The organism is Flaviflexus huanghaiensis (assembly GCF_014118685.1).
Classification (GTDB): domain Bacteria; phylum Actinomycetota; class Actinomycetes; order Actinomycetales; family Actinomycetaceae; genus Flaviflexus; species Flaviflexus huanghaiensis.
Genome location: NZ_JACFAK010000008.1, coordinates 39,092 through 61,263 on the forward strand (window position 1 = coordinate 39,092; position 22,172 = coordinate 61,263).

The 22,172-nt window shown below is 63.0% G+C and carries 19 protein-coding genes and 1 tRNA gene; 17 read left to right on the forward strand and 3 right to left on the reverse strand.

Features of this window, described 5'->3' with window-relative positions; all coding sequences use genetic code 11:
• The first annotated feature begins 31 nt into the window (after positions 1-31).
• From H7E91_RS07305 to H7E91_RS07315, 4 genes are all read left to right on the forward strand, one after another.
• A complete protein-coding gene (locus H7E91_RS07305) occupies positions 32-640 on the forward strand; it encodes a sigma-70 family RNA polymerase sigma factor (protein ID WP_182354440.1) in 609 nt (202 codons plus the stop codon).
• Complete coding sequence (gene rsrA / locus H7E91_RS07310; protein ID WP_182354441.1) at positions 637-909, forward strand: mycothiol system anti-sigma-R factor; 273 nt, start codon at positions 637-639, stop codon at positions 907-909. Before H7E91_RS07305 ends, rsrA begins: the two co-directional genes overlap by 4 nt.
• 69 nt (positions 910-978) lie before the next feature.
• The gene (locus tag H7E91_RS12235; RefSeq protein WP_422111037.1) at positions 979-1,053 is read left to right on the forward strand and encodes a 50S ribosomal protein bL37; all 75 of its coding nucleotides are present in this window, start codon (positions 979-981) and stop codon (positions 1,051-1,053) included.
• Positions 1,054-1,115: 62 nt separating this feature from the next.
• On the forward strand, positions 1,116-1,679 hold the full coding sequence (locus H7E91_RS07315) for a hypothetical protein (RefSeq protein ID WP_182354442.1): 564 nt from the start codon (positions 1,116-1,118) through the stop codon (positions 1,677-1,679).
• A gap of 65 nt (positions 1,680-1,744) precedes the next feature.
• On the opposite strand, the gene H7E91_RS07320 is transcribed toward H7E91_RS07315, so the two are convergent.
• Both H7E91_RS07320 and H7E91_RS07325 read right to left on the reverse strand, forming a co-directional pair.
• Positions 1,745-2,335, reverse strand: a complete 591-nt coding sequence (locus H7E91_RS07320; RefSeq protein ID WP_182354443.1) for a GDSL-type esterase/lipase family protein — start codon at positions 2,333-2,335, stop codon at positions 1,745-1,747.
• A gap of 55 nt (positions 2,336-2,390) precedes the next feature.
• A complete protein-coding gene (locus H7E91_RS07325; protein ID WP_182354444.1) occupies positions 2,391-6,152 on the reverse strand; it encodes a multifunctional oxoglutarate decarboxylase/oxoglutarate dehydrogenase thiamine pyrophosphate-binding subunit/dihydrolipoyllysine-residue succinyltransferase subunit in 3,762 nt (1,253 codons plus the stop codon).
• Between the two features lie 167 nt (positions 6,153-6,319).
• Between H7E91_RS07325 and H7E91_RS07330 the strand changes: the two genes are divergently transcribed.
• The 4 genes from H7E91_RS07330 (at position 6,320) to H7E91_RS07345 (ending at position 11,100) form a co-directional block, all read left to right on the forward strand.
• Positions 6,320-7,630, forward strand: coding sequence for a CNNM domain-containing protein (locus H7E91_RS07330; protein WP_182354524.1), 1,311 nt, complete (start codon positions 6,320-6,322; stop codon positions 7,628-7,630).
• Positions 7,627-8,667, forward strand: a complete 1,041-nt coding sequence (locus H7E91_RS07335) for a CNNM domain-containing protein (protein ID WP_182354445.1) — start codon at positions 7,627-7,629, stop codon at positions 8,665-8,667. The genes H7E91_RS07330 and H7E91_RS07335 overlap by 4 nt, the downstream gene beginning before the upstream one ends.
• A 120-nt stretch (positions 8,668-8,787) precedes the next feature.
• Complete coding sequence (locus tag H7E91_RS12115; protein ID WP_182354446.1) at positions 8,788-10,242, forward strand: peptidoglycan DD-metalloendopeptidase family protein; 1,455 nt, start codon at positions 8,788-8,790, stop codon at positions 10,240-10,242.
• Between the two features lie 93 nt (positions 10,243-10,335).
• Positions 10,336-11,100: a glycerophosphodiester phosphodiesterase family protein gene (locus H7E91_RS07345; RefSeq protein WP_182354447.1), complete on the forward strand. Its 765-nt coding sequence runs from the start codon at positions 10,336-10,338 to the stop codon at positions 11,098-11,100.
• A 100-nt stretch (positions 11,101-11,200) separates the two neighbouring features.
• Here H7E91_RS07345 and H7E91_RS07350 read toward each other — a convergent pair.
• Positions 11,201-11,276 (reverse strand) — tRNA-Arg (locus H7E91_RS07350).
• Between the two features lie 132 nt (positions 11,277-11,408).
• Between H7E91_RS07350 and argS the strand changes: the two genes are divergently transcribed.
• From argS to H7E91_RS07395, 9 genes are all read left to right on the forward strand, one after another.
• Complete coding sequence (gene argS / locus H7E91_RS07355; protein ID WP_182354448.1) at positions 11,409-13,085, forward strand: arginine--tRNA ligase; 1,677 nt, start codon at positions 11,409-11,411, stop codon at positions 13,083-13,085.
• Entirely contained in the window at positions 13,086-14,426 is a 1,341-nt protein-coding gene (gene lysA, locus H7E91_RS07360; RefSeq protein ID WP_182354449.1) for a diaminopimelate decarboxylase, read from the forward strand.
• Between the two features lie 25 nt (positions 14,427-14,451).
• Positions 14,452-15,723, forward strand: coding sequence for a homoserine dehydrogenase (locus H7E91_RS07365; protein WP_182354450.1), 1,272 nt, complete (start codon positions 14,452-14,454; stop codon positions 15,721-15,723).
• Entirely contained in the window at positions 15,724-16,824 is a 1,101-nt protein-coding gene (thrC, locus tag H7E91_RS07370) for a threonine synthase (RefSeq protein WP_182354451.1), read from the forward strand. It begins immediately after the preceding gene.
• The gene (gene thrB / locus H7E91_RS07375; RefSeq protein ID WP_182354452.1) at positions 16,824-17,714 is read left to right on the forward strand and encodes a homoserine kinase; all 891 of its coding nucleotides are present in this window, start codon (positions 16,824-16,826) and stop codon (positions 17,712-17,714) included. The genes thrC and thrB overlap by 1 nt, the downstream gene beginning before the upstream one ends.
• A gap of 238 nt (positions 17,715-17,952) precedes the next feature.
• A complete protein-coding gene (gene rho, locus H7E91_RS07380; protein WP_194309188.1) occupies positions 17,953-19,827 on the forward strand; it encodes a transcription termination factor Rho in 1,875 nt (624 codons plus the stop codon).
• Positions 19,828-19,972: 145 nt separating this feature from the next.
• Entirely contained in the window at positions 19,973-20,185 is a 213-nt protein-coding gene (gene rpmE / locus H7E91_RS07385) for a 50S ribosomal protein L31 (protein WP_182354454.1), read from the forward strand.
• Between the two features lie 73 nt (positions 20,186-20,258).
• Positions 20,259-21,353: a peptide chain release factor 1 gene (gene prfA, locus H7E91_RS07390; protein WP_182354455.1), complete on the forward strand. Its 1,095-nt coding sequence runs from the start codon at positions 20,259-20,261 to the stop codon at positions 21,351-21,353.
• Complete coding sequence (locus H7E91_RS07395) at positions 21,350-22,159, forward strand: HemK family protein methyltransferase (RefSeq protein ID WP_182354456.1); 810 nt, start codon at positions 21,350-21,352, stop codon at positions 22,157-22,159. Before prfA ends, H7E91_RS07395 begins: the two co-directional genes overlap by 4 nt.
• The last annotated feature ends 13 nt before the right edge of the window (positions 22,160-22,172 follow it).

Below are 22,172 nucleotides of genomic sequence, written 5' to 3' on the forward strand. Positions count from 1 at the left end.
CCCATATCACGATCAAGGTAGTATGGGGACAATGACAGAGGATCTGAGCCGGGCTCCGGCGGATGAGACGGACGATGAGCGCCGTGAGCGCTTCGAACGGGAAGCACTCCCGTTCCTCGACCAGCTCTACGGTGCCGCTATGAGATTGACGCGTAACCCTGCGGACGCGGAGGATCTCGTCCAGGAGACGTACGCGAAGGCGTTTAGTTCGTTCCACCAGTTCAAGGACGGAACGAACCTCAAGGCGTGGATGTACCGGATCCTCAACAACACATTCATTTCCTCCTACCGCAAGAAGCAGCGTGAGCCGAAGAAGTACGATGCCGGTGAGCTTGAGGATTGGCAAGAGTACGCAGCTTCAACCCACGATTCGAAGGGTATGCGTAGCGCGGAGACCGAGGCGCTCAGCGCCCTTCCCGACGCGGAAATTCGAGAGGCGATGGCGGCACTGCCGGAGGACCGGCGCATGGCGGTCTATCTCGCCGATGTCGAGGGGTTTGCGTACAAGGAAATTGCCACCATTCTCGAGATCCCGCTCGGCACCGTTATGTCCCGCCTTCATCGGGGGCGCTCACAGCTTCGGGAGCTTCTGGCTCAATACGCTGCTGACCGAGGCTACGCTACGGAGGCGAAGGTATGAAGAGTATCGATGACGTTGCACGGGAACTGGGGGCAGAAATCGCGCCCTGCACGTGCGCGGAAGTCCGCAACCACCTGTTCGAGCTACTTGACCGGGAGATGGAGGACGCCGAGATGGGCAGGCTACGTGCGCATGCCGAGTCGTGCCCCGAGTGCACCGAAGCAACTCAAGCTGAGCAACACATGCGGCAAATTATCCGCAGGTCCTGCCATGAGCCAGCACCGGATTCTCTTCGCGTTCGAGTTGTCACGCATCTGACACGGCATTGAGTGGCACGCGGCTTAGGTGGCCGGTTCGGCGTGCTAACATGGCACGTGTTGTTTATCTGAGGAGGTACCATGTCGCGTCGTGGTCGTAAGCGCAAAGCGCGTAAGAAGAACCCAGCCAATCACGGTAAGCGTCCCAACGCCTGAAATGCCTGCTGTATGGCCGCGCCTTAGGGGTGCGGCCATACGTGTAAGTCAAGGAGATCGACGTGTCAGTTCCCGAATATGCGGCTCGGATATCCCGCATCGCCCAACGGCGTTCGAAGGCGTGGGGTTCCATACTCGACCTATGGGACGGCTCCGACGACTTTATCGTCGGTGTTCGGGACGGCTCGTTCGGTGAGGAAATGAGGGAGCACTTTCAGGAGATCGGCCAGGAGTCGCTCGCGCACGGTCCTCTCATGAGCCTCGACGTCTACTCCCGCGGTTCACGGCGGCGCACGCTCGAAGCGGACCGCGAGGCCTTCCTCGCCGACCATGAGGAGCTGATCGGGGATCAACCGCACCGCGCCGAGATCGAGAAGATGGTCGAGCTGTGCCGCTTGGAGTCGCGCGCGTGGGCTGCTGGCGATCACAAGGCTGGCAGGGACGCCCGCAAGGACGAGTTCCTCCACCTCGATGGCGGCCTGGAGAAGAACCTCGTTGAGCTGTTCACGGCAAATGTGACGCGCGCCCAGTCCCACGTGTGGCGGACTCTCTCTCGAATTGTCCTCGTTTTCATCGCGACTGAAACAGGCCATCAGTCATCACTCAATCTTGCTGGCGAGGCATAGGCACAGACAGGAACGTGGTGGACAGTTGCTGTCCCCCACGTGTCGTTCCTAGGCCGTGACTGCCGTTATGACGCGAGGCCGAGCCAGTGGTGCCATCCGTTGTGGAGAACGAGCCAAGCGAGCAGACCATAGCCGGCCTGCTGGGGTGTGTATGCCTGGGGATCCGCCATGTCCGTCTGCCACTGGTCGTGGTGCGCGAGAGGGTGGTACGTATCGACGAACGGGACGCCGCGGCGTTGCGCGACATCGTGGAAGGCTTTCGATAGGTCGCTCAGTTTGTCGGCCGCAACATCGCTACGTGGGGGCGGGCCGACGACGAACGCGGGCATCTGCAGTCGCGCGGCCTGATCGAGGATATTGGCGAGGTTGAGGCGGGAGCGGACGAGAGAGATGCTGCTGTCAATGTCGCGCGAGCCGAGACCGATGACGAGACGATTGTCCGCCTCGGAACTCATGCGTGGAACAACTTCTGATTCCCAGCGTTCGGCGAGCCTGTGCGTGTCCTCGCCGGGGATGGGCAGGACCATAGCGGTGAGAGAGATAGGGGATTCGGTTCGGGCAATGACTCGGCCCGTCCATCCCATCGCCCGTGCATCGCCCCGGCCAGCAACGAGTTCGTCGCCGACGACCATGATGCGAAATTCTTCCCTGCTCATCGCCTTAGTCTCTCACAGAGGGCTGCGGGCGCCCGTGGGCGCCCGCAGCGTGTTGTTAGCGGTCGAATATGCGGTCCATGAGCTCCTTGTTCTCCGCCGCGTGGCGCGACGCGAGGCCGGTCGCGGGCGAGGCCGCCGCGGGCCTGGAGACAACGGATACTGAGCCGATCTTGGGGAACATGTTGAGTGCGAGATGCGGCCACGCACCCTGGTTCTGCGGCTCGTCCTGTAGCCAGACAAGGTCGGCGTTCTCGTAAGCCGCGAGAGCCTCCGTCACCTGCTCGAGCGGTTCCGGGTAGAGCTGTTCGAGACGGATGATTGCGGTTGTCGTGTCGCCACGCTTCTCACGAGCTTCGACGGCGTCGTAGTAGATGCGACCAGAGCACATGACGACGCGGGTGATGCTCGCGGGGTCAAGGTTCTGATTAACCTCACCGATGACGGGTTTGAATTCCCCACCGGTGAAGTCCTCGATCGGCGACTGGGCTGCCCTGCGACGTAGCAGTTGCTTCGGAGTTGCGACAATGAGTGGCTTGCGCGGCCGGCGGTACGCCTGTGTGCGCAACATGTGGAAGTAGTTCGCGGGTGTCGAAGGTTGGGCGACGACCATGTTGTCATCCGCGCACAGCTGGAGGAAACGCTCGATGCGGGCGGAGGAATGATCGGGGCCTTGCCCTTCGTATCCGTGTGGCAGGAGCATGACGAGCGATGAGCGCTGGTTCCACTTTTGCTCCGCGGAGGAGATGAACTCGTCGATGACTGTCTGGGCACCGTTCGCGAAGTCGCCGAACTGAGCCTCCCACAGGACGAGCGCGTCTGGACGCTCAACGGAATAGCCATACTCGAACGCGAGGACAGCATACTCCGACAGGGAGGAATCATAGATCCACAGCTTCGCCTGATCTTCCGTCAGGTGGCGCAATGGCGTCCATTCAGCGCCCGTGACGACATCGTGAGCGGTCGCGTGGCGCTGGACAAACGTGCCACGCCTCGAATCTTGGCCCGACATGCGGACCGGGGTCTGCTCGATGAGGAGCGAGCCGAACGCGATGAGCTCTGCAAAGCCCCAGTCGACGTCACCCTCCCGCGCCATCTTGTTGCGCCGCTCGAACAGTTGCTCGATCTTCGGGTGGACGTTGAACCCTTCCGGGGCTCGCACGTGTGCTTCTCCGATGCGGGAGATGATCTCCGGAGTTGTCGCCGAGGTCCAGCCGACGATGACACCAGCGTCCTCCTGCTGGGCTTGAGGTAGCTCGAGGCCAGCGACGGAGTCGACATGTGGGAAGCCGTAACCGGTCTCCTTTTCCGACTCGCGCACCTCGTCGAAAGCATTCGACAAAATATTGTGGAACTCCGTCTCAAGCTCCTTAACCTGCTCATCCGTCAGGGCACCGCGGCCGAGGAGGGACTCGGTGTAGAGCTGGCGCGGCGTGCGCTTCGATTCAATGAGGCCGTACATGACAGGCTGTGTCATCGACGGATCGTCGCCCTCGTTGTGGCCGCGTTTGCGGTAGCAGACCATATCGATGATGACATCCTTATGGAATGTCTCCCGATACTCGAAGGCGAGCCGAGCAACCTCCGTCACCGCCTCGGGGTCGTCTCCGTTGACATGGAAGATCGGCAGCTGAAGGCCCTTTGCGATGTCTGTTGGGTAGAACGAGGACCGCCCGGAGGCGGGGGAGGTCGTAAAGCCAATCTGGTTGTTGACGATGACGTGGATGGTGCCGCCCGTGCGGTAGCCCCGCAACTGGCTGTAGTTGAGCGCTTCCGTCACAACTCCCTGACCGGCGAAGGCGGCGTCACCGTGGATGAGGATTGGGAGGACGGAGAAGCCCTCTTCACCCAGGTCAATCCTGTCCTGCTTCGCTCGCACGACACCCTCGAGGACACCGTTGACGGCTTCGAGGTGGGAGGGGTTGGCGGCCAGGTATACATCCGCCGTTGATCCGGAACGAGCCGTGTACGTTCCCTCAGTGCCGAGGTGGTATTTGACGTCGCCAGTGCCTTGGACGGAGCGGGGATCCTGGGTTCCATCGAACTCGGTGAAGACCTGCTTGTAGGACTTGCCAGCGATGTTCGTCAGCACGTTGAGGCGGCCGCGGTGCGCCATCGCGATACCGACCTCTTCGAGTCCGGAGTCTGCCGCCGAGTCGAGGATCGCGTCGAGGAGTGGGATAAGGGACTCTCCGCCCTCGAGCGAGAAGCGCTTCTGACCGACATACTTTGTCTGCAGGAACGTCTCGAAAGCTTCGGCCTCATTAAGCTTGCGGAGAATTTGGAGACGGTCCTCGGCGGTCAACTCGATATGTGGGCGTTCGAGACGGGCCTGGAACCATTCGCGCTGGGCGGGGTCCTGAATGTGCATGTACTCGATGCCGACATTGCGGCAGTACGATTCGCGAAGCTGCTCGATGATCTCCCGAAGAAGAAGATGCGACGTTCCAGCAAAACCACCCGTTGGGAACGACCTGTCGAGATCCCACAGCGTCAGGCCGTAGCGGGTGATATCGAGGTCGGGATGACGCCTGTTGCGGAAGGCCAGCGGATCGGTGTCCGCAATGAGGTGGCCGCGGGAGCGGTAGGCGTGGATGAGTTCGGCGATGCGGGCGGGTTTGCCCATCTCCCGCTTCGCGTCGTACTCAATGTCTTTCTGCCAGCGGACCGGTTCGTACGGTACGTGGAGCGCCGTGAACACCCGGTCATAGAAACCATCCCGGCCCGTCAGCTTCTCCTCGAGCTCGCGCAGGAACTCGCCCGACGCAGCACCCTGGATGATGCGGTGATCATAGGTCGACGTGAGCGTGAGGACGCGGGAGACTCCCATGCGCGCCAGAGCCTGGTCTGAGGTACCCGCAAATTCAGCGGGGAAGTTCATGGAACCAACGCCGACGATCGTTCCCTGGCCGTTCATGAGACGCGGGATCGAGTGGACGGTGCCGATGCCGCCCGGGTTCGTCAGTGTCGCCGTCGTGCCCTGGAAGTCTTCCACCGTGAGGCTGTTCGTCCTCGCGCGTTCGACGAGGTCCTCGTAGGCGCGCCAGAACTGGACGAAGTCCATTGTTTCGGCCTCTTTGACGGAGGGCACGACGAGCGTGCGGCTGCCATCCGGTTTCGGCAGGTCGATAGCAAGACCAAAGTTGACGTGAGCGGGCTCGAACACAGCTGGCTTGCCGTCCTCGGTCAGCGAGTACGACCTGTTCATATCCGGCACCTTGACGAGCGCCTCGACCATGGCGTAGCCGATGAGGTGGGTGAACGAGACCTTGCCGCCGCGAGTACGCCGCAGGTGAGTGTTGATGACCATGCGGTTCTCAAACATGACCTTCGCCGGTAGCGCGCGGACGGACGTTGCCACCGGGATCTCGAGCGAAGACTCCATGTTCTTGACAGTGCGGGCAGCCGCGCCGCGCAGTTTCGTCGTCGATGCGGACCCGTCATCGTCCGAGGGAGCGAGCTCGAACTTCTCGACGTACGGCGTCGTCGCAGGTGCGGCGACGACAGGAGGAGCGGGGGGCAGGTCGGAGCGAACCTGGGATTGCGCAGACGCTGATTGCCTGTTGTCAGGATCATGCTGCGCTCGCCGGGACGATGCGCTCTCCTCTTCGGCGGGACCATCCGGCGCCTCACGGCCCTCAGACTCCCACCTCATAAACAGCTCGCGCCATTGCGGCTGTACGGCGCCACGATCCTCGAGATATTTCGCGTACAGCTCGTCGATGAACCACTGGTTAGCGCCGAAATTCTCGTCGGAACGCGTGTTTGTGTCGGACACTTGCGGTCGCCCTACTTTCTGTGAGTTGCGGAACACAATCATTTTAGGTGACGCACGTGACAAGCGCCGCCTCTGCCCTCGAAACTCGGACAATTTTGCGCCGCTGGCGATGAGTTGACGAGGCAGTTTCAAGAGCGGGTCACGATTGTGTCACCCGCGCCACCAGCATCTGCCATAAACATCCTTTAGTCCGAGGTAGCATCACTGTCATCATGGACATCCTCCTCATCCTGTTTGGCGTCCTCCTCACCGCAGGCACCGCGATCTTCGTGGCGGCAGAGTTCTCCCTCGTTGCCCTCGACCCGGGGACGATCGAACGGAAGGCACGAGACGGAGATGTTCGAGCCGCCGCCGCCCTTAAGGCCCTGAAAAAACTGTCGCTCGAACTGTCATCCGCTCAGGTCGGGATCACGCTGACGACGATCCTTCTCGGCTACACGACCCAGCAGGCGGTGGCGAACCTCCTCGAAGGCCCATTTCAATCCGCGGGCCTTGCCCAGGCCGCCGCCACCGGGGTCGCCGTGGCCCTGTCCCTCATCATCATCAACCTGTTTTCTATGCTGTTCGGCGAGCTCGTACCGAAGAATTTCGCGCTCGCGGAGCCGCTCGGGACCGCAGGAGTCGTTGCCCCACTCCAGGGCGCCTTCACCACTCTTCTCAAGCCGGTCATTGTCGGACTCAACTCATCCGCCAACTGGATCATCCGGCGGTTCGGCGTTGAACCGGCCGAAGAATTGTCAGGCGCGCGGTCAGCCACCGAGCTCGTCGCTCTTGTGAGGAGAAGCGCTTCTCTGGGAACTCTTGACATCTCGACCGCACGTCTGCTCACTCGTTCGATCGGCATCGGCAGACTCACGGCAGTTGACGTTATGACGGACCGGGGGAGGGTCAACTGGATCGAGAAGGATGCGACTGCCGCCGACATCGTCAAGATCGCGCGGATGACCGGCCATTCCCGCTTTCCAGTGGCGGGTGATGATCTTGACGACATTCGTGGCTTCGTCAATCTCCGCAGTGCTATCAAGATTCCGCACGAGCGGCGCGCCGACGTTCCCGTCACGTCATCGTCTATCTTGCAACCCATCGAGAGAGTTCCCGAAACAATCGCGCTCGCGCCCCTTCTCGTTCAATTGCGTGACACGGGCCAGCTGGCGGTCGTGCTCGACGAATACGGCGGTACGTCCGGAATCGTCACTCTTGAGGACTGCGTCGAGGAGATTGTCGGCGAGGTGGCCGACGAGCATGATCCCCGCCGGATGAGAGCGCGCTTCTCCGCCGATGGATGGGTCATTCCTGGTGACATGAGGCCAGACGAGCTCGCCCGCGAGGCTGGCCTGACCGTCCCTGACGATGGACCGTACGAGACGCTCGCCGGATACATCATGACGGAGTTGGGCAGGATGCCAGAGGTTGGCGACGAGGTGTGCGGTGAGGACGTCATCCTCACCGTCGAAAGGCTCGACGGACGCAGGGTCGCCTGGGTCAGAGCCCGCGCCGTGACCCCGGAGGGTGATCAGTGAGCGCCGCCGTTGCGCTGACGATCGGCGCTATCCTTCTCGCTCTCAACGCCTTTTTCGTTGGGGCGGAGTTTGCGATCATGTCCGCCCGCCGCTCCCGCATTGAGCCGCTCGCCGACGCCGGGTCGAAGCCGGCGCAGACCGTGCTGTGGGCGCTGGAGAACGTCACCCTCATGCTGGCCGCCTGCCAACTCGGCATCACGCTCTGCTCGACATCGCTTGGCGCTGTCGCGGAGCCAGCGATTGCACAGCTTCTCATGGGACCGTTTACCGCTGTCGGACTGCCCTCGGCCGCCTCGCATGCCGTCGCCTTCGCAGTTGCCCTCATCGTCGTTGTCTACCTCCACGTTGTCGTCGGCGAAATGGTGCCGAAGAACCTCGCTGTCACCGCGCCCGAGAAGGCCGCCCTCATTCTCGCCCCGCCGCTCGTCATCATTGCCCGGATCTTCAAGCCGATCGTTGTCGGACTCAACAAGCTCGCGAACCAGTTTGTGCGCCTTGCCGGCTTCGAGCCGAAGGACGAGGTCGCATCCGGATTCACGGCGGACGAGGTCGCGTCGATCGTCGAGACGTCTCAGCGTGCGGGTGTGCTGGAGGACGAGATTGGTCTCATCGCCGGAGCGTTGGAATTCTCGGATCTTACGGTTGCCGAGGTCATGGTTCCGCGCGATGATGTCGCGACCGTCGGGCCGGATGTCACCCCTGCTGAGCTCGAGGAACGGGTAGCGAAGACGGGCTTCTCGCGGTTTGTTGTCGCTGACGAGACCGGTCACTTCATCGGCTACCTCCACCTAAAAGATGTCATCGGCTCTGTTGGCGCTGCCCGCCATCGGCCGCTACCCGCTTTCAAAATTCGCACGATGTCGTCCATGCCAGGAGACGACGAGGTGGAGAGCGCGCTCGCCATCATGAAGCGCGACGGCATTCATCTCGTTGAGGTTCGGAATAGTGACGGCGCGTCCGTCGGAGTTCTGTTTCTCGAGGATGTCCTCGAGGAACTTGTCGGCGAGGTGCGCGACTCCATGCAGCGTGACGCATGACTCATTAAAAATGTTGCGCACACGACGAAAAGTGGGGTGCGCTCCCGACGGCGAGCCGCTATCATCGTGAGGTAGCGTTATCGAGTTGTTACCCGCCGTTACAATTACGAAAGTGAGTTTGTGGGACGTCATACCGGCCTGAAGCCTGCCCAGCACGTGGGCGGAGCTGTGTCTCAAGCGACCGCGCTTCCGTCCCGCAGAGAGCTTCGCGCAGCAAGACGTCATGCCACGGAGCAGGCCGCGCCTGCCTCGCTTCCGTCCCGCCGCGAGCTCCGCGAAGCTCGCAAAGCCGCAGAAGAAGCGGCCGTCATCGCCAGCCCGGTTATAAGTGGGCGACGCCGAGCACGTCGGCTCGAGGCCCAGGTGTCGTTCGCAGGTGATGTGCAGGACCGCGATGTCCCAGCCGCGTCCCAGGCGGTCACCGCGTCGATCACGTCTGCCCCGATCGTCGCAGTCATGGATACTCCGAACGATGCAACGGGTACTCCGAACGGTGAAGAGCGCGCTCCGCAGGTTGAGACCCCGGTAGCGTCTCCTGTCGCCGCTGAAGTCCCGGCTTCCCATGCGACCTTCACTGCCGGAGGTCATGGGCTGTCGCTTATCGTCACCGAAGCTCCGGCCGAACCGCCACAGTTGACACTCCGTCCCGTGACAGCGGAGACTCCGGCGACCGCCACGTCGACACTGGTTGACACAGCCGCGGAGGAAGCTGACAACGCTCCTATCCAGGATGCCCTGACAGAGCGTATCGAGGCCCTGCCGGCCATGTCACCGCGTGCGATTCACGGTGCACAGACGCTATCTCGCGTGCGGATGCAGGCGCGAGCTTCGATGGCTGTTGCAACATCGATCGTCGTCGGTTTCGGCGCAGCTGGCGTTATCGCCGGTGCCGGACAGTCCGCGGCCGCCGTGACCGGTTCCCCTGTTGTCTCCTCTCTCGGCCAAGATGTGACTGTCGATGCGACGGTTCCGGTTGCGTTCGTGAAGAACGCGGAAGCGGCCGACATCGACCGGGTGCGCGGCGCCAGGGAGCTCGCGGAGTCAGCGCCTGCGATGCCAGCCGTCTGTACTAATGAGGCAGCCAATGGCCTCACCCCGGCAATGACTGAGTCGTCAATCGCGGTTGTCGCGATGCCGGTGCGGGAGGGAAGCTATCGTATCTCCTCCGGCTACGGCAACCGGTGGAACCCGATCGCGGGCGGCTATCAGTTCCATCTCGGACTGGACTTCGCGGCCGAGCTCGGCACACCGATCCATGCCATCGCCGACGGGACAGTGGAGTACGTCGGTCCTGGCAAGGACGGGCGCTCAAGCAACCTTGTCATCATCAGGCACGACATCGGCGGAGATGTCTTCTGGTCCTGGTACGTCCACATGTACGACGACGGCATTCACGTCGCAGAGGGCGACGAGGTCGAGGTCGGTCAGCACGTTGCCGATGTGGGTAACAATGGACGCTCCACGGGACCGCACCTTCACCTGGAAATCCACACGGATGAGGACGGCACGACAGTCGACCCCATGACTTTCCTCGTCGATCGTGGCGCACGCGAGGTATCTGACCTCTGCTCGTGACCGGTGACGGTTGAACGGCATTGATGGGCGCTGGCATGCGCCCATGTCCCCGCAGGTGAAGCGCCTCAGGCCGATCGGTGAGACGATGGGCGAATGAGATCTTGGGAGCGCACGAGCACACCGGTCATCCTCGCCCACAGGGGAGGAGCCGACGAGTATCCGGAGAATTCCCTCGAATCGTTCGAGAAGATGAGAGAGCTCGGTTTCACCTATATCGAGACGGACACGCATGCGACCGCCGACGGAGAGCTAGTCATCAGCCACGACCCGAATCTTGAACGGACGACGGATGGCTGCGGGCCGATCCGCGAGAAGACGTGGGCAGAGGTCGAAATGCTCACCGACCGGTCCGGACGGCGGCCGATGCTTCTGCGCGAGGCGCTCGATTTGTTCCCGGACCTCGACTTCAACGTCGACCTCAAGTCCGACGCGACGGTGGAGCCAATGATCGAGCTCATGCGAAGCGGAGAGTATCGCGATCGGGTGCTTATCGCCTCCTTCGAGGAGAGGCGCCTGAAAGTACTTCGCCGCGCGATTCCGGGGGTGGCGACCAGCATCGGCACGTCCGCCGTTGCCGCCCTTCTCGCCGCTGCTCGCTTACCGCATCGCGCGAGCCAGGCACTGGCAGCGAGGGTCGCCGCGACCGGTCTGCAGTGCGTTCAGATGCCAGAGACATATCGCGGAGTTACCATCCTTGATTCTCGGCTCGTTGCCCTCATCCACGGCATGGGAGTGGCTCTTCACGTATGGACTGTGAATGAAGCGCTGGATATGGCGCGACTGTTGGACCTCGGAGTGGACGGGCTTGTGACCGACAGGCCGTCACTGGCACGAGAAGTCATTGCGTTGCGCGCCTGAGCGTAGCGCTATTGTGGTGCGCTGAGTGGGGGAAGTCGACAGGCCGGACGTGTGACGGAGATGCGCCGTAGGCCCGACTGGAGTCGGGCCTACGTGGGGCTGGTGCCCCGGACAGGATTCGAACCTGCGACCTTCTGCTCCGGAGGCAGACGCTCTATCCCCTGAGCTACCGGGGCGCGATTAGTAACTTTAGCAGGAGTGGCTCCCGGTCATGGAATCGAGTGACTGTGAGCCTCGATGCAGGGCGTAGTGTCCCACAGTTTCGCCGCGAAACGGTGAGGTACGGTCGCGATCGCTAGACTGATGGCATGACTCCTGAAGAACTCAGCGCTCTCATCGATTCCGTCCTGCGGGAAGCAGCGGCGGATGGTGCTGTGGCACTATCCGCGGACGAGCTCCCCACCGTCAAGGTCGAGCGTCCGCGAAACCGAGACCACGGCGACTGGGCCACGAACGTCGCCATGCAACTGGCGAAGAAGGCGGGCACCAACCCGCGCGATCTCGGCACAATCCTCGCCGATCGTCTCGCCCACAGGGACGGCATCGAATCCGCCACCGTAGCGGGCCCGGGCTTCGTCAATATCCGCCTCGCTGCAGGTGCCGCGGGCGAACTCGCCCGGACGATTCTCACGGAGGGAGCTGAGTACGGTCGAAGCACCACTCACCCCGGTGCCGTCAACCTCGAGTTCGTCTCTGCGAACCCGACAGGCCCGATCCACCTTGGCGGCGTGCGCTGGGCCGCCGTCGGCGACTCGCTTGCACGCTTGCTTGAGGCCACTGGATCGACCGTCACGAGGGAGTACTACTTCAACGATGCGGGTGCACAGATCGATCGGTTCTCTGAATCTCTCCTTGCCCGTGCTAAGGGCGAGCCTGTGCCGGACAATGGATACGGCGGGGATTACATCACCGACGTGGCAACGCAGGTCATAAAGGACTGTGAAACGGCGGGCGAACCGAACCCGCTCACCCTGACAGAGCCGGAGGCGCAGGAAGTCTTCCGGTCCCGCGGCGTCGACATCATGTTTTCCGAGATCAAGAGCGCCCTTGCCGATTTCGGAGTCGAATTTGACGTCTACTACCACGAGGACACCCTCCATAAGACCGGCGCCGTCGCGCGCGCGGTCGACATTCTCCGCGAGCGCGGCCACGTCTATGACGAGGACGGTGCGGTCTGGATCCGTACGTCCGATTTCGGTGATGACAAGGACCGCGTTGTCTACAAATCCGATGGTGAGGCCGCCTATTTCGCCGGTGACGTTGCGTACTACCTCGACAAGCGTGAGCGCGGGGCGGACCACGTCATCATCATGCTTGGCGCCGACCATCACGGCTACATGGGCCGAATGTATGCGATGGCGCGAGCTTTCGGCGACACCGCCGGCCCGGGCGAGAACATGGAGCTACTCATCGGGCAGATGGTGAACCTCGTCAAGGACGGCGAGCCCGTCCGCATGTCGAAGCGCGCGGGCAACATCATTACGCTCGAGGATCTCGTGGACGCCGTTGGCGTTGACGCTGCCAGGTACGCACTCGTTCGCTCGTCGGTCGACACGACTCTCGAGTTGGATCTCGACCTCCTCGCGTCTCGGACCAACGAGAACCCGGTGTACTACGTCCAGTATGCGCACGCGCGTACGTGTTCCGTCGCCCGCAATGCAGCAGAGCACGGCGTCACGAGGGACGATTTCAACCCCGCGGCACTTGATCACCCGGCCGATTCTGCCCTCCTCGGTGTCCTCGCCGAGTTCCCGGACACGGTGGCACAGGCGGCAGGCCTTCGCGAGCCGCACCGCGTGGCCCGCTACCTTGAGGAGCTCGCGGCGTCCTATCACACGTGGTACGGCCAGACTCGTGTGACGCCACGGTCCGATGAGGAAGCAACCGACGGTCACCGCGCCCGCCTGTGGCTCAACGACGCGACGACTCGTGTCCTCGCGAATGGCCTCAACTTGCTGGGTGTGTCCGCCCCGGAGAAGATGTAGATGGCTTTCGCTCCTCTCGCCGCCGTCCCTGCCCCGGAGCCCGGTTTTGGACCCTGGCCTGTCAACCTCGAACGCGTGGACGGCGAGCTCGTCCTCGCTGGCCACAAGATCAGCGATCTCGCAGACGAAGGAACTCCCCTCTATCTCGTGGACGAGAATGACATGCGGGATCGGGCGCGCGCGTGGGTGCACGCCATTGGTGACGGTGACGTCTACTACGCTGGCAAGTCCTTTCTCACCCCCGGGGTCGCTCGCTGGATGATGTCAGAAGGACTGTGCATTGACACCGCGTCCGAGGGCGAACTTCGCACCGCTCTGGCGGGCGGAGTGCCGGGGGAGCGGATCGGGCTCCACGGCAACTCCAAGTCCGATGCGACTCTTCGCTTGGCTCTCGAGTCGGGCGTGGGCCGGATCGTTATTGACTCGCCAGGCGAGGTCGACCAGCTGGCGGGCATTGCTGCGGAGATGGGAGTAGTTGCTCCGTGCTTCGTCCGGGTGACGACCGGCGTCCATGCCGGTGGCCACGACTTCATTGCAACCGCTCACGAGGATCAGAAGTTCGGTTTGTCGCTCGCCACCGGTGCCGCACAGCGCGTTGTCACCGCGATTAGCGCTAACCCTCACCTAGAGTTCCTCGGACTTCATTCCCACATCGGTAGCCAAATTCTCGATTCCGAGGGCTTCGCGGCCGCGGCGGCGGCCGTTATGGACTTCGCCGCTGAGCTCATCGGCATGGGAATCGACGTTCCCGAGGTTGACCTGGGTGGCGGCTACGGCATTCAGTACACCGGACTCGACCCGAAGCCCGCGATAGAAATCGACATGATTGCTGGCATCCGGTCCGCCATCGACGCCGCCTGCCAGCGCACGGGCATCCCCGTCCCGAGACTGTCGATTGAGCCCGGCAGATCCATCTCGGGTCCCGCCGGTATGACCCTGTACCGAGTCGGCGCAACGAAGGACGTCATGACGGACGATGGCGTGCGCAGGTACGTCTCGGTGGACGGCGGAATGAGCGACAATATTCGGCCGGCTCTCTACGGGGCGGATTACACCGCCCTTCTCGTGCGGGAATCCGACGCGGATCTTGTGCCGTCGCGCGTCGTCGGCATGCATTGCGAATCGGGCGACATCGTCGTTCGGGATGTCGCGCTCGCGGCCGACGTGTCGCGTGGAGACCTGCTTCTTGTCGCGGCCACCGGCGCCTATGGCAGGTCGATGGCGTCGAACTACAACATGGTCCGCAGGCCGGGGGTGCTCGCTGTGTCCGAAGATGGGACATCGTGGCTCGTGCGCCCGGAAACCTGGGACGATGTGCTTGGAATCTTCCCGGATTGCTGATCCGGAACAACGTGCTGGAGGAACAATGTCAGTTAAGATCGCCCTGCTTGGATGCGGGACAGTGGGCACCGCCGTGGCGAAGATGCTTCAGGAGCGGAACGGCGACTTCGCTGAACGTGCCGGTGACACGCTCGAGCTGATCGGGATCGCCGTTCGCGATCGTCACGCGCCTCGAGACCCGGCGATCGACCGATCCCTCCTCACCGACGACGTCGACGGACTCATGGCAGGCGCCGACATCGTCATCGAGCTTATCGGCGGCATCGAGCCTGCCCGCACGTACGTCCTCGACGCGATCAGAGGCGGAGCCACGGTTGTCACCGGCAATAAGGCGCTACTCGCCGCCCATGGCCCTGAGATCTACGAGGCGGCCGCAGAGGCCGATGTTGACGTCTATTACGAAGCATCGGTCGCAGGTGCGGTGCCTGTCGTCTACGGGCTTCGCGAATCGCTCGCGGGTGACCGTGTCGAAAGCGTTCTCGGTATCGTCAACGGGACAACGAACTTCATTCTCGATGAGATGGAGACGGCTGGGCTGTCGTTCGATGACGCGCTGAAGAAAGCCCAGGATCTCGGATTTGCTGAGGCCGACCCCACCGCGGACGTTGACGGACACGATGCGGCTGCGAAGATCGCGATTCTCGCCTCGCTCGCCTTCCACACCCGCGTCTCCATCGACGACGTGCCAACCACCGGCATCCGGGCCATTACCTCCGAGGACATCGCCGCCGCCAAGCGCGATGGCTATGCGATCAAGCTTCTCGCGATCGCTCGCCGCCGGGACTCCGGCATTGAGCTTTCGGTCGAGCCGACACTGGTCCCACACGACCACCCGCTTGCCGCAGTGCACGGCTCATTTAACTCTGTCGTCATCGAAGCAACTGGCGCGGGTCGCCTCATGTTCTACGGGCGCGGCGCTGGCGGGGCCCCGACCGCATCCGCAGTTCTATCCGACGTTGTCGCAGGTGCCGCCCACCGCGTCTACGGCGGGAGGGCGCCCAGGGAGCTGACGTACGCCGACTTGCCGATCCTTGCGCCCGAGGAGTCCATCTCGTCCTATCGCATTGATTTTGCAGTTGAGGATCGCACGGGTGTCCTCACTCAGCTGTCGGGGGCATTTGCCGACAGCGGCGTGTCGATCGCTGCAGTCCGGCAGACGCAGGAAGATGATGGCGCGCGCCTGACCGTCACGACCCACGAGGCTCGCACTGCTGACGTCACGGCCGCCCTGGCGGCGATCACGTCGGGTGACTATGTCAAGGAAGTTCTCCAGGTTATGAGGGTTGAGGGCAACTAGATGGCACATCAATGGCAGGGCATCATCCGGGAGTACCGCGATCGACTCCCGTTCGGTGACGAGGATCCGGTTGTCACGCTCTACGAGGGTGGAACACCGCTCGTGCCAGCCCCGCGCCTGTCGGAACGTGTGGGCGCTGACGTTCACGTCAAGGTCGAGGGTATGAACCCGACGGGCTCCTTCAAGGACCGCGGAATGACGTCGGCAGTGTCGAAGGTGAAGGCGGACGAAACGGAAATCATCGCGTGCGCCTCGACCGGTAATACGTCGGCGTCCGCTGCCGCTTATGCGGTCGCGGCAGGATTGCAGTGCGCCGTCATCCTCCCCGCGGGCAAGATCGCGGCGGGAAAGCTCGCCCAGGCGATCGTTCATGGCGCCCAGCTTGTCGCGGTTGATGGGAACTTCGATGATTGCCTGCGGATTACTCGCGAGTTGACGGAGGCCTACCCGGTCGATCTCGTCAACTCCGTCAATCCCTACCGTCTCCAGGGACAAAAGACAGCGGCATTCGAGATCGTTGACGCCCTCGGTCGCGCCCCTGACATTCATGTCCTCCCAGTCGGGAACGCTGGCAACATCACGGCGTACTGGATGGGCTACTGCGAGTATGCGGGCAGGACAACGCTGGCGAGCTTTGACGACTCGGCGTTGCACATGGAGCCCGTGTCCGAATCTGTTCCGCAGATGTGGGGGTTCCAAGCATGGAACTCTGCCCCGCTCGTACTTGGACAGCCGGTCGAGGATCCCGAGACTATTGCGACCGCCATCCGCATCGGCAACCCAGCGTCGTGGATGTACGCCGAAGAGGCGCGGGACCGGTCCGGCGGCCTCATCGACCGCGTGACAGACGAAGAGATTCTTGAAGCCCAGGCGATCCTAGCGGCCGAAGTTGGCGTGTTCGTCGAACCGGCCTCCGCAGCCTCCGTTGCCGGACTCATGAAGACAGCCGCGGCAGGCGGCGTCCCCGAAGGGGCGACGGTCGTCTGCACGGTGACCGGTAACGGACTCAAGGACACGGCGACCGCACTCGCTGGACGCGATGTCGACCCGGATGTCATCGCACCCTCTCTCGATGACGCAGTTCGGATCCTGGGGCTGTAATGCGGCCGGTCGTCGAAACCCTGCGCGTACGCGTCCCCGCGACGTCCGGTAATCTCGGTCCGGGCTTTGACTGCCTCGGCATGGCGCACGGCATCTACGACGAAGTCGACGCAACGCTCATTGCGGGCACGTCGACAGTCGAGATTCTCGGCGAGGGTCAGGACGAGCTACCGACGGACGATTCCCATCTCATCGTCCGTGCCATGCAGCGCGGATTCGAGTTCGCTGGGATGCCCAATGCGGGCGTGCGGATGACGTGCAGGAATAGCATCTCCCAGTCGCGTGGCCTCGGTTCGTCGGCCGCGGCGGTTGTCGCTGGGCTCACGCTTGCGGCGGGCTTCGCTGGGCGCCCAGAGGCGTTCGGCAAAGCCGAGGTGCTCACACTCGCTACTGAGTTCGAAGGACACCCTGACAATGCGGCGCCAGCCGTCTACGGCGGTGCTGTCATCGCATGGTCGGAGTCCGGACGTGCGCACGCGGCGAGCCTCGACATCCACCCGGAGCTTCGCACGACACTGCTTGTGCCCCGCGAGGTACTGTCGACAGCGACGGCCCGGGCGGCCCTCCCTGTCTCCGTCCCGCATGTCGATGCGGCGTTCAACGCCGCTCGGACAGCGCTCCTCGTTCACGCGCTCGCCAAGGATGTCGACCTGCTCTATGAGGCGACTCGCGATCGCCTGCATCAGGAGTATCGATCGGCTTCGATGCCTGCGACAGCCGAGGTTCTCGATGCATTGCGGGCGGCGGGATGGCCTGCGGTTGTCTCGGGCGCGGGTCCTTCAATTCTTGTGCTCGACGAACTTGATCCCCACACGTGCCGGATTCTCGAGTCACGCGGATTTGCGGTGACAACCCCCGGATTGGGTCGCGGCGCACACATTGTTGATTGAGGATGCAGGTGAGTGGTTTTACCTGGTAGGGTGAGGCCATCACCGGTTTTCAGTGACATGTGGCTCTGCCCATGCGCGGTGATTTCTAAGCGCTTCAGCTTGGGCGACAGATCAAAATTTTCTCTCCCTAATTCTGCGCTGACGAACCATTTGACATTCCGCCCCGCTTCTATGCGGGTACTGAGGAAGGAACCTCGTGAGCGAAACTTCAACCGCTCCCCGCAAAGCTTTGACAGCAATGCGTCTCGGTGAGCTTCAAGAGCTCGCCTCCGACATGGGTCTCACCCTTGATTCCAAGGCCCGCCGTAATGACTACATCACCGCCATCCGTGAAGCCCGTACGTCGGGTTCTCCGAAGGCCGAATCTGAGGCGGCTGAACCCGCGAAGGCCGAATCTGAGAAGCCCGAATCCGACAAGCGCGAAACCGTGAAAGACACAGCCGAGCCGAAGGAGCGCGCGAAGGATACGCCCGCGGGGTCCGCGAATGGCGAGAACCGCCGCTCGGGGAGCCGCCGGGAGACAACCGGCCGCGGCCCGAAAGTCGAGCTCGATCTGCCAATGCCGGCGACGTCCGAGGAGACCGACGAGGAGCACGAGCTGCCAGAGCAGAAACTCGCAGCACTCGAAGCGCTCGGCGAAGCAGCGTCACGCAGAGCTGAGGAATCCCATCGTCGCGAACGTGGGCGTCGCGGGGAGGGTGAATCGCGTCGTGGCGATCATGGTTCCCGCCCGGACGACAGCGAGAACGGCGATGCTCGCCGACAGGACACGGATTCTAGCGAAGACGAAGGCGATAACCGCCGCAGGCGCGGGCGCAGAGAGCGCACCGGTCGTCGCGACAGCCGCCAGCGCGACAATCGTGGCGATCGCAGCGATAACCGGCAGGACCGCCAGCGCCAGAGCGACAGCGAATCTGACTTCAACGATCAGGTGAAGGACGGCGACGTCCTGCTCAAAGTCGCCGGCATTCTCGACATCGACGGAAACAATGCCTACCTCCGCACCGCCGGCTACCTGCCGGGTGCGAACGATGCCTACGTCTCCCAAGCCCTTATTAAGCGCAACAAGTTGCGCCGCGGCGACGCCATCGTCGGGGCTGTACGTGATCTGGGTGAATCCTCGGGCGGTGGCGGTGGCGGGGGCCGCGGTGGTTCGCGCCAGCGTCACAAGTACAACCCGCTTGTTCAGATCGATTCAGTCAACGGTCTTAACCTTGACCAGCTGGCACAGCGTCCCGAGTTCGGGAAGCTGACCCCGCTCTACCCGAACGAGATGCTCCGCATGGAGACGTCGCCGAAGGCGATCACCCCCAGGGTTATCGACCTCGTCGCCCCGATCGGTAAGGGCCAGCGCGGCCTCATCGTGTCGCCGCCGAAGGCTGGCAAGACGATGATCATGCAACAGATGGCGAACGCGATCGCAATCAACAACCCCGATGTTCACCTCATGGTTGTCCTCGTCGATGAGCGTCCCGAAGAGGTCACCGACATGCAGCGCATGGTCAAGGGTGAGGTCATCGCCTCGACCTTCGACCGGCCCGCCTCCGAACATACGGTCGTCGCTGAGCTCGCCATTGAACGCGCCAAGCGGCTCGTTGAGCTTGGCCAGGATGTCGTCGTCCTCCTCGACTCCATCACCCGCCTCGGTCGCGCCTACAACCTCGCGGCTCCCGCGTCGGGCAGGATCCTATCCGGCGGTGTTGACGCTGGTGCGCTCTACCCGCCGAAGCGGTTCTTCGGTGCTGCCCGCAATGTTGAAGAAGGCGGATCCCTGACGATTCTCGCATCGGCGCTTGTCGAAACGGGTTCGAAAATGGATGAGGTCATCTTCGAAGAATTTAAGGGCACCGGCAACATGGAGTTGCGTTTGTCCAGGCAGCTCGCTGACCGCAGGATCTTCCCTGCCGTCGACGTTAACGCCTCCGGCACGCGCCGCGAAGAACTGCTGTTTAGCCCGGAGGAGCTCAAGATTGTCTGGCAGCTTCGCCGCGCGCTCGGCACACTCGAGGTCCAGGAGGCATCCGATTTCCTCCTCGGCAGGCTTCGCAAGACCGAATCAAATGGCGAGTTCCTTATGATGATCGCCAAGAACATGCAGCAGGCTGGAGAGTAGCCTCACAGACCCGCCCCTTGCGGGGCGGGTCCGCACAGCACGATAATTACCTGACGGCTTCCGGTTCACCGGTCTGAGCAGCGGCGCGTGACGATTCACTCGCCTGGACAGGACCCGGGGCGACAACGATCCAAGGAGAAATCTCATGAAGCAGGGAATCCACCCCGAATACTTTGTCACCGAGGTCACCTGCACCTGTGGCAACAAGTTCACGACGCGCTCGACCGTTAAGTCCGGCGAGATCCGCGCCGATGTGTGCTCGGCCTGCCACCCGTTCTACACCGGAAAGCAGAAGATTCTCGACACCGGTGGCCGCGTTGCCCGCTTCGAGGCACGCTACGGCAAGCGGAAGAAGTAGCTTTGCGATAGGGCGCCGGCGAGTATCTCGCCGGCGCCCTCCCGTATCGTCCAAACCGAGGTGAGGAACCCCCATGAGCCAGTCAGTCCCCGAGCAGATGCTCGCTGAGTTCTTGAAGATCGAAGGGCAGATGGCGTCGCCCGAGGTGCTGTCCAGCCCAGATAAGCTTCGTTCACTCGGCAGGCGCTATGCGGAGCTCGGGCGCGTTGTTCGGGTCTACCGCGAATGGTTGACTGCCCGAGACGATCTGGCGGAGGCGAAGGAGATCGTTGACCTCGGAGGGGAGGACGGTGAACTGTTCGCCGCCGAGGTACCCGGGTTAGAGAAGAGGTTCGACGAACTCGATGAGGAACTCAAGGACGTTCTCATCCCGCGCGACCCGGACGATTCCCGCGACGTGATCCTCGAGGTCAAGGCAGGGGAGGGCGGTGAGGAATCGGCGCTGTTCGCAGGCGATCTCTTACGCATGTACATGCGCTTTGCGGAGACCAAGGGCTGGCAGACGCAGGTCCTGTCCGCGACAGAATCTGATCTGGGCGGCTACAAGGTTGTCCAGATCGCTATCAAGAGTCCCCAGCCGCCCGAGGACCCGGCGGACGGCGTGTGGGCGCACCTCAAGTATGAAGCTGGCGTCCATCGCGTTCAGCGAGTGCCCGTCACCGAGTCCCAGGGCCGCATCCATACGTCGGCTGCCGGTGTGCTTGTGTTCCCCGAGGTTGACGACCCGGGCGAGGTCGAGATCGACCCAAACGACCTGCGCATCGATGTCTACCGCTCCTCCGGTCCCGGCGGACAGTCCGTTAACACGACCGACTCTGCCGTCCGCATCACCCACGTCCCGACCGGCATCGTTGTCTCCATGCAGGACGAGAAGTCCCAACACAAGAACCGGGACGCCGCCATGCGGGTGCTTCGCGCCAGGCTACTCGCTGCTAAGCAAGAGGAGGCCGCCGCCGAGGAGGCGGCGCACCGCCGCACCCAGGTCCGCACTGTCGACCGGTCGGAGCGGATCCGCACGTACAACTTCCCCGAGAACCGGGTCTCCGATCATCGGACGGGTTTCAAGGCGTACAACCTTGACACGGTCCTCGGCGGGGAACTCGGCCCCGTCATCGACTCCGCACGCGAACTGGACGAGCGCGAGCGCATGGAGCACGCGGGGGAGTGACCTGGCGAGAGTTACAGCGAGAAGCCGCCCGGATCCTCACTGACGCTGGCGTCGACTCGCCCGAGGCGGACGCGCGACTGCTTGCAGAGCACGTCGCCGGAAGCCACCCGATCCTCGCACCCGACCCGACGGACGCTCAGGCTCACGAGTATCTTCGCCTCATCGACCAGCGCAAGCAGCGAGTGCCTCTTCAACACCTGACCGGAGTCATGCACTTCCGCAACATTGAATTGCCTGCCGAGCCGGGAGTCTTCATCGTTCGGCCCGAGACGGAGATCGTCGCCGGGGCGGCGATCGACGCGGCGCGTGCGGCAGGACCGGCTCCGCTCGTCGTCGACCTCTGCACGGGCTCTGGCGCCATCGCGATCGCAGTCGCTGATGAGGTTCCAGGGGCGCGGATCGTTGCCGTCGAACTGGAGGACAACGCTTACGCGGCAGCGAGCACGAACGCGGCCCCGTACGGTATCGACGTTCGGCAGGGTGACGCCCGAACCGCATGCGAAGATCTGCTCGGAACGGTCGACGTCGTCGTATCCAACCCGCCCTATGTCCCGCCGTCCACCGTGCCGGCAGAAGTTCTGGCGGACCCGCACGCGGCGCTATGGGGAGGCGGAGACGATGGTCTCGACCTGCCGGGCGCTCTCGTCACCCGCGCACGCCATCTACTCAAGCCGGGAGGAGTGCTCATCATGGAGCACGACGAATCCCAGGGCCCGGCCCTCGTTGCATGTGCGAGGGCGCTCGGTATGACAGCGACAACAGGGACTGACCTCGGTGGCAGGCCCCGGTATCTGCACGCGATGTGAGAAGCTAGGACCC

Excerpts from the sequence above, each read along its gene's own strand:
- rho (WP_194309188.1), top strand. The coding sequence starts at position 17,953 with ATGCGTCTCGGTGAGCTTCAAGAGCTCGCCTCCGACATGGGTCTCACC.
- H7E91_RS07320 (WP_182354443.1), bottom strand. The coding sequence starts at position 2,335 with ATGAGCAGGGAAGAATTTCGCATCATGGTCGTCGGCGACGAACTCGTT.
- H7E91_RS07345 (WP_182354447.1), top strand. The coding sequence starts at position 10,336 with ATGAGATCTTGGGAGCGCACGAGCACACCGGTCATCCTCGCCCACAGG.
- thrC (WP_182354451.1), top strand. The coding sequence starts at position 15,724 with ATGGCACATCAATGGCAGGGCATCATCCGGGAGTACCGCGATCGACTC.
- H7E91_RS07325 (WP_182354444.1), bottom strand. The coding sequence starts at position 6,152 with ATGATTGTGTTCCGCAACTCACAGAAAGTAGGGCGACCGCAAGTGTCC.
- thrB (WP_182354452.1), top strand. The coding sequence starts at position 16,824 with ATGCGGCCGGTCGTCGAAACCCTGCGCGTACGCGTCCCCGCGACGTCC.
- rpmE (WP_182354454.1), top strand. The coding sequence starts at position 19,973 with ATGAAGCAGGGAATCCACCCCGAATACTTTGTCACCGAGGTCACCTGC.
- lysA (WP_182354449.1), top strand. The coding sequence starts at position 13,086 with ATGGCTTTCGCTCCTCTCGCCGCCGTCCCTGCCCCGGAGCCCGGTTTT.
- H7E91_RS07365 (WP_182354450.1), top strand. The coding sequence starts at position 14,452 with ATGTCAGTTAAGATCGCCCTGCTTGGATGCGGGACAGTGGGCACCGCC.
- rsrA (WP_182354441.1), top strand. The coding sequence starts at position 637 with ATGAAGAGTATCGATGACGTTGCACGGGAACTGGGGGCAGAAATCGCG.
- prfA (WP_182354455.1), top strand. The coding sequence starts at position 20,259 with ATGAGCCAGTCAGTCCCCGAGCAGATGCTCGCTGAGTTCTTGAAGATC.
- argS (WP_182354448.1), top strand. The coding sequence starts at position 11,409 with ATGACTCCTGAAGAACTCAGCGCTCTCATCGATTCCGTCCTGCGGGAA.
- H7E91_RS07305 (WP_182354440.1), top strand. The coding sequence starts at position 32 with ATGACAGAGGATCTGAGCCGGGCTCCGGCGGATGAGACGGACGATGAG.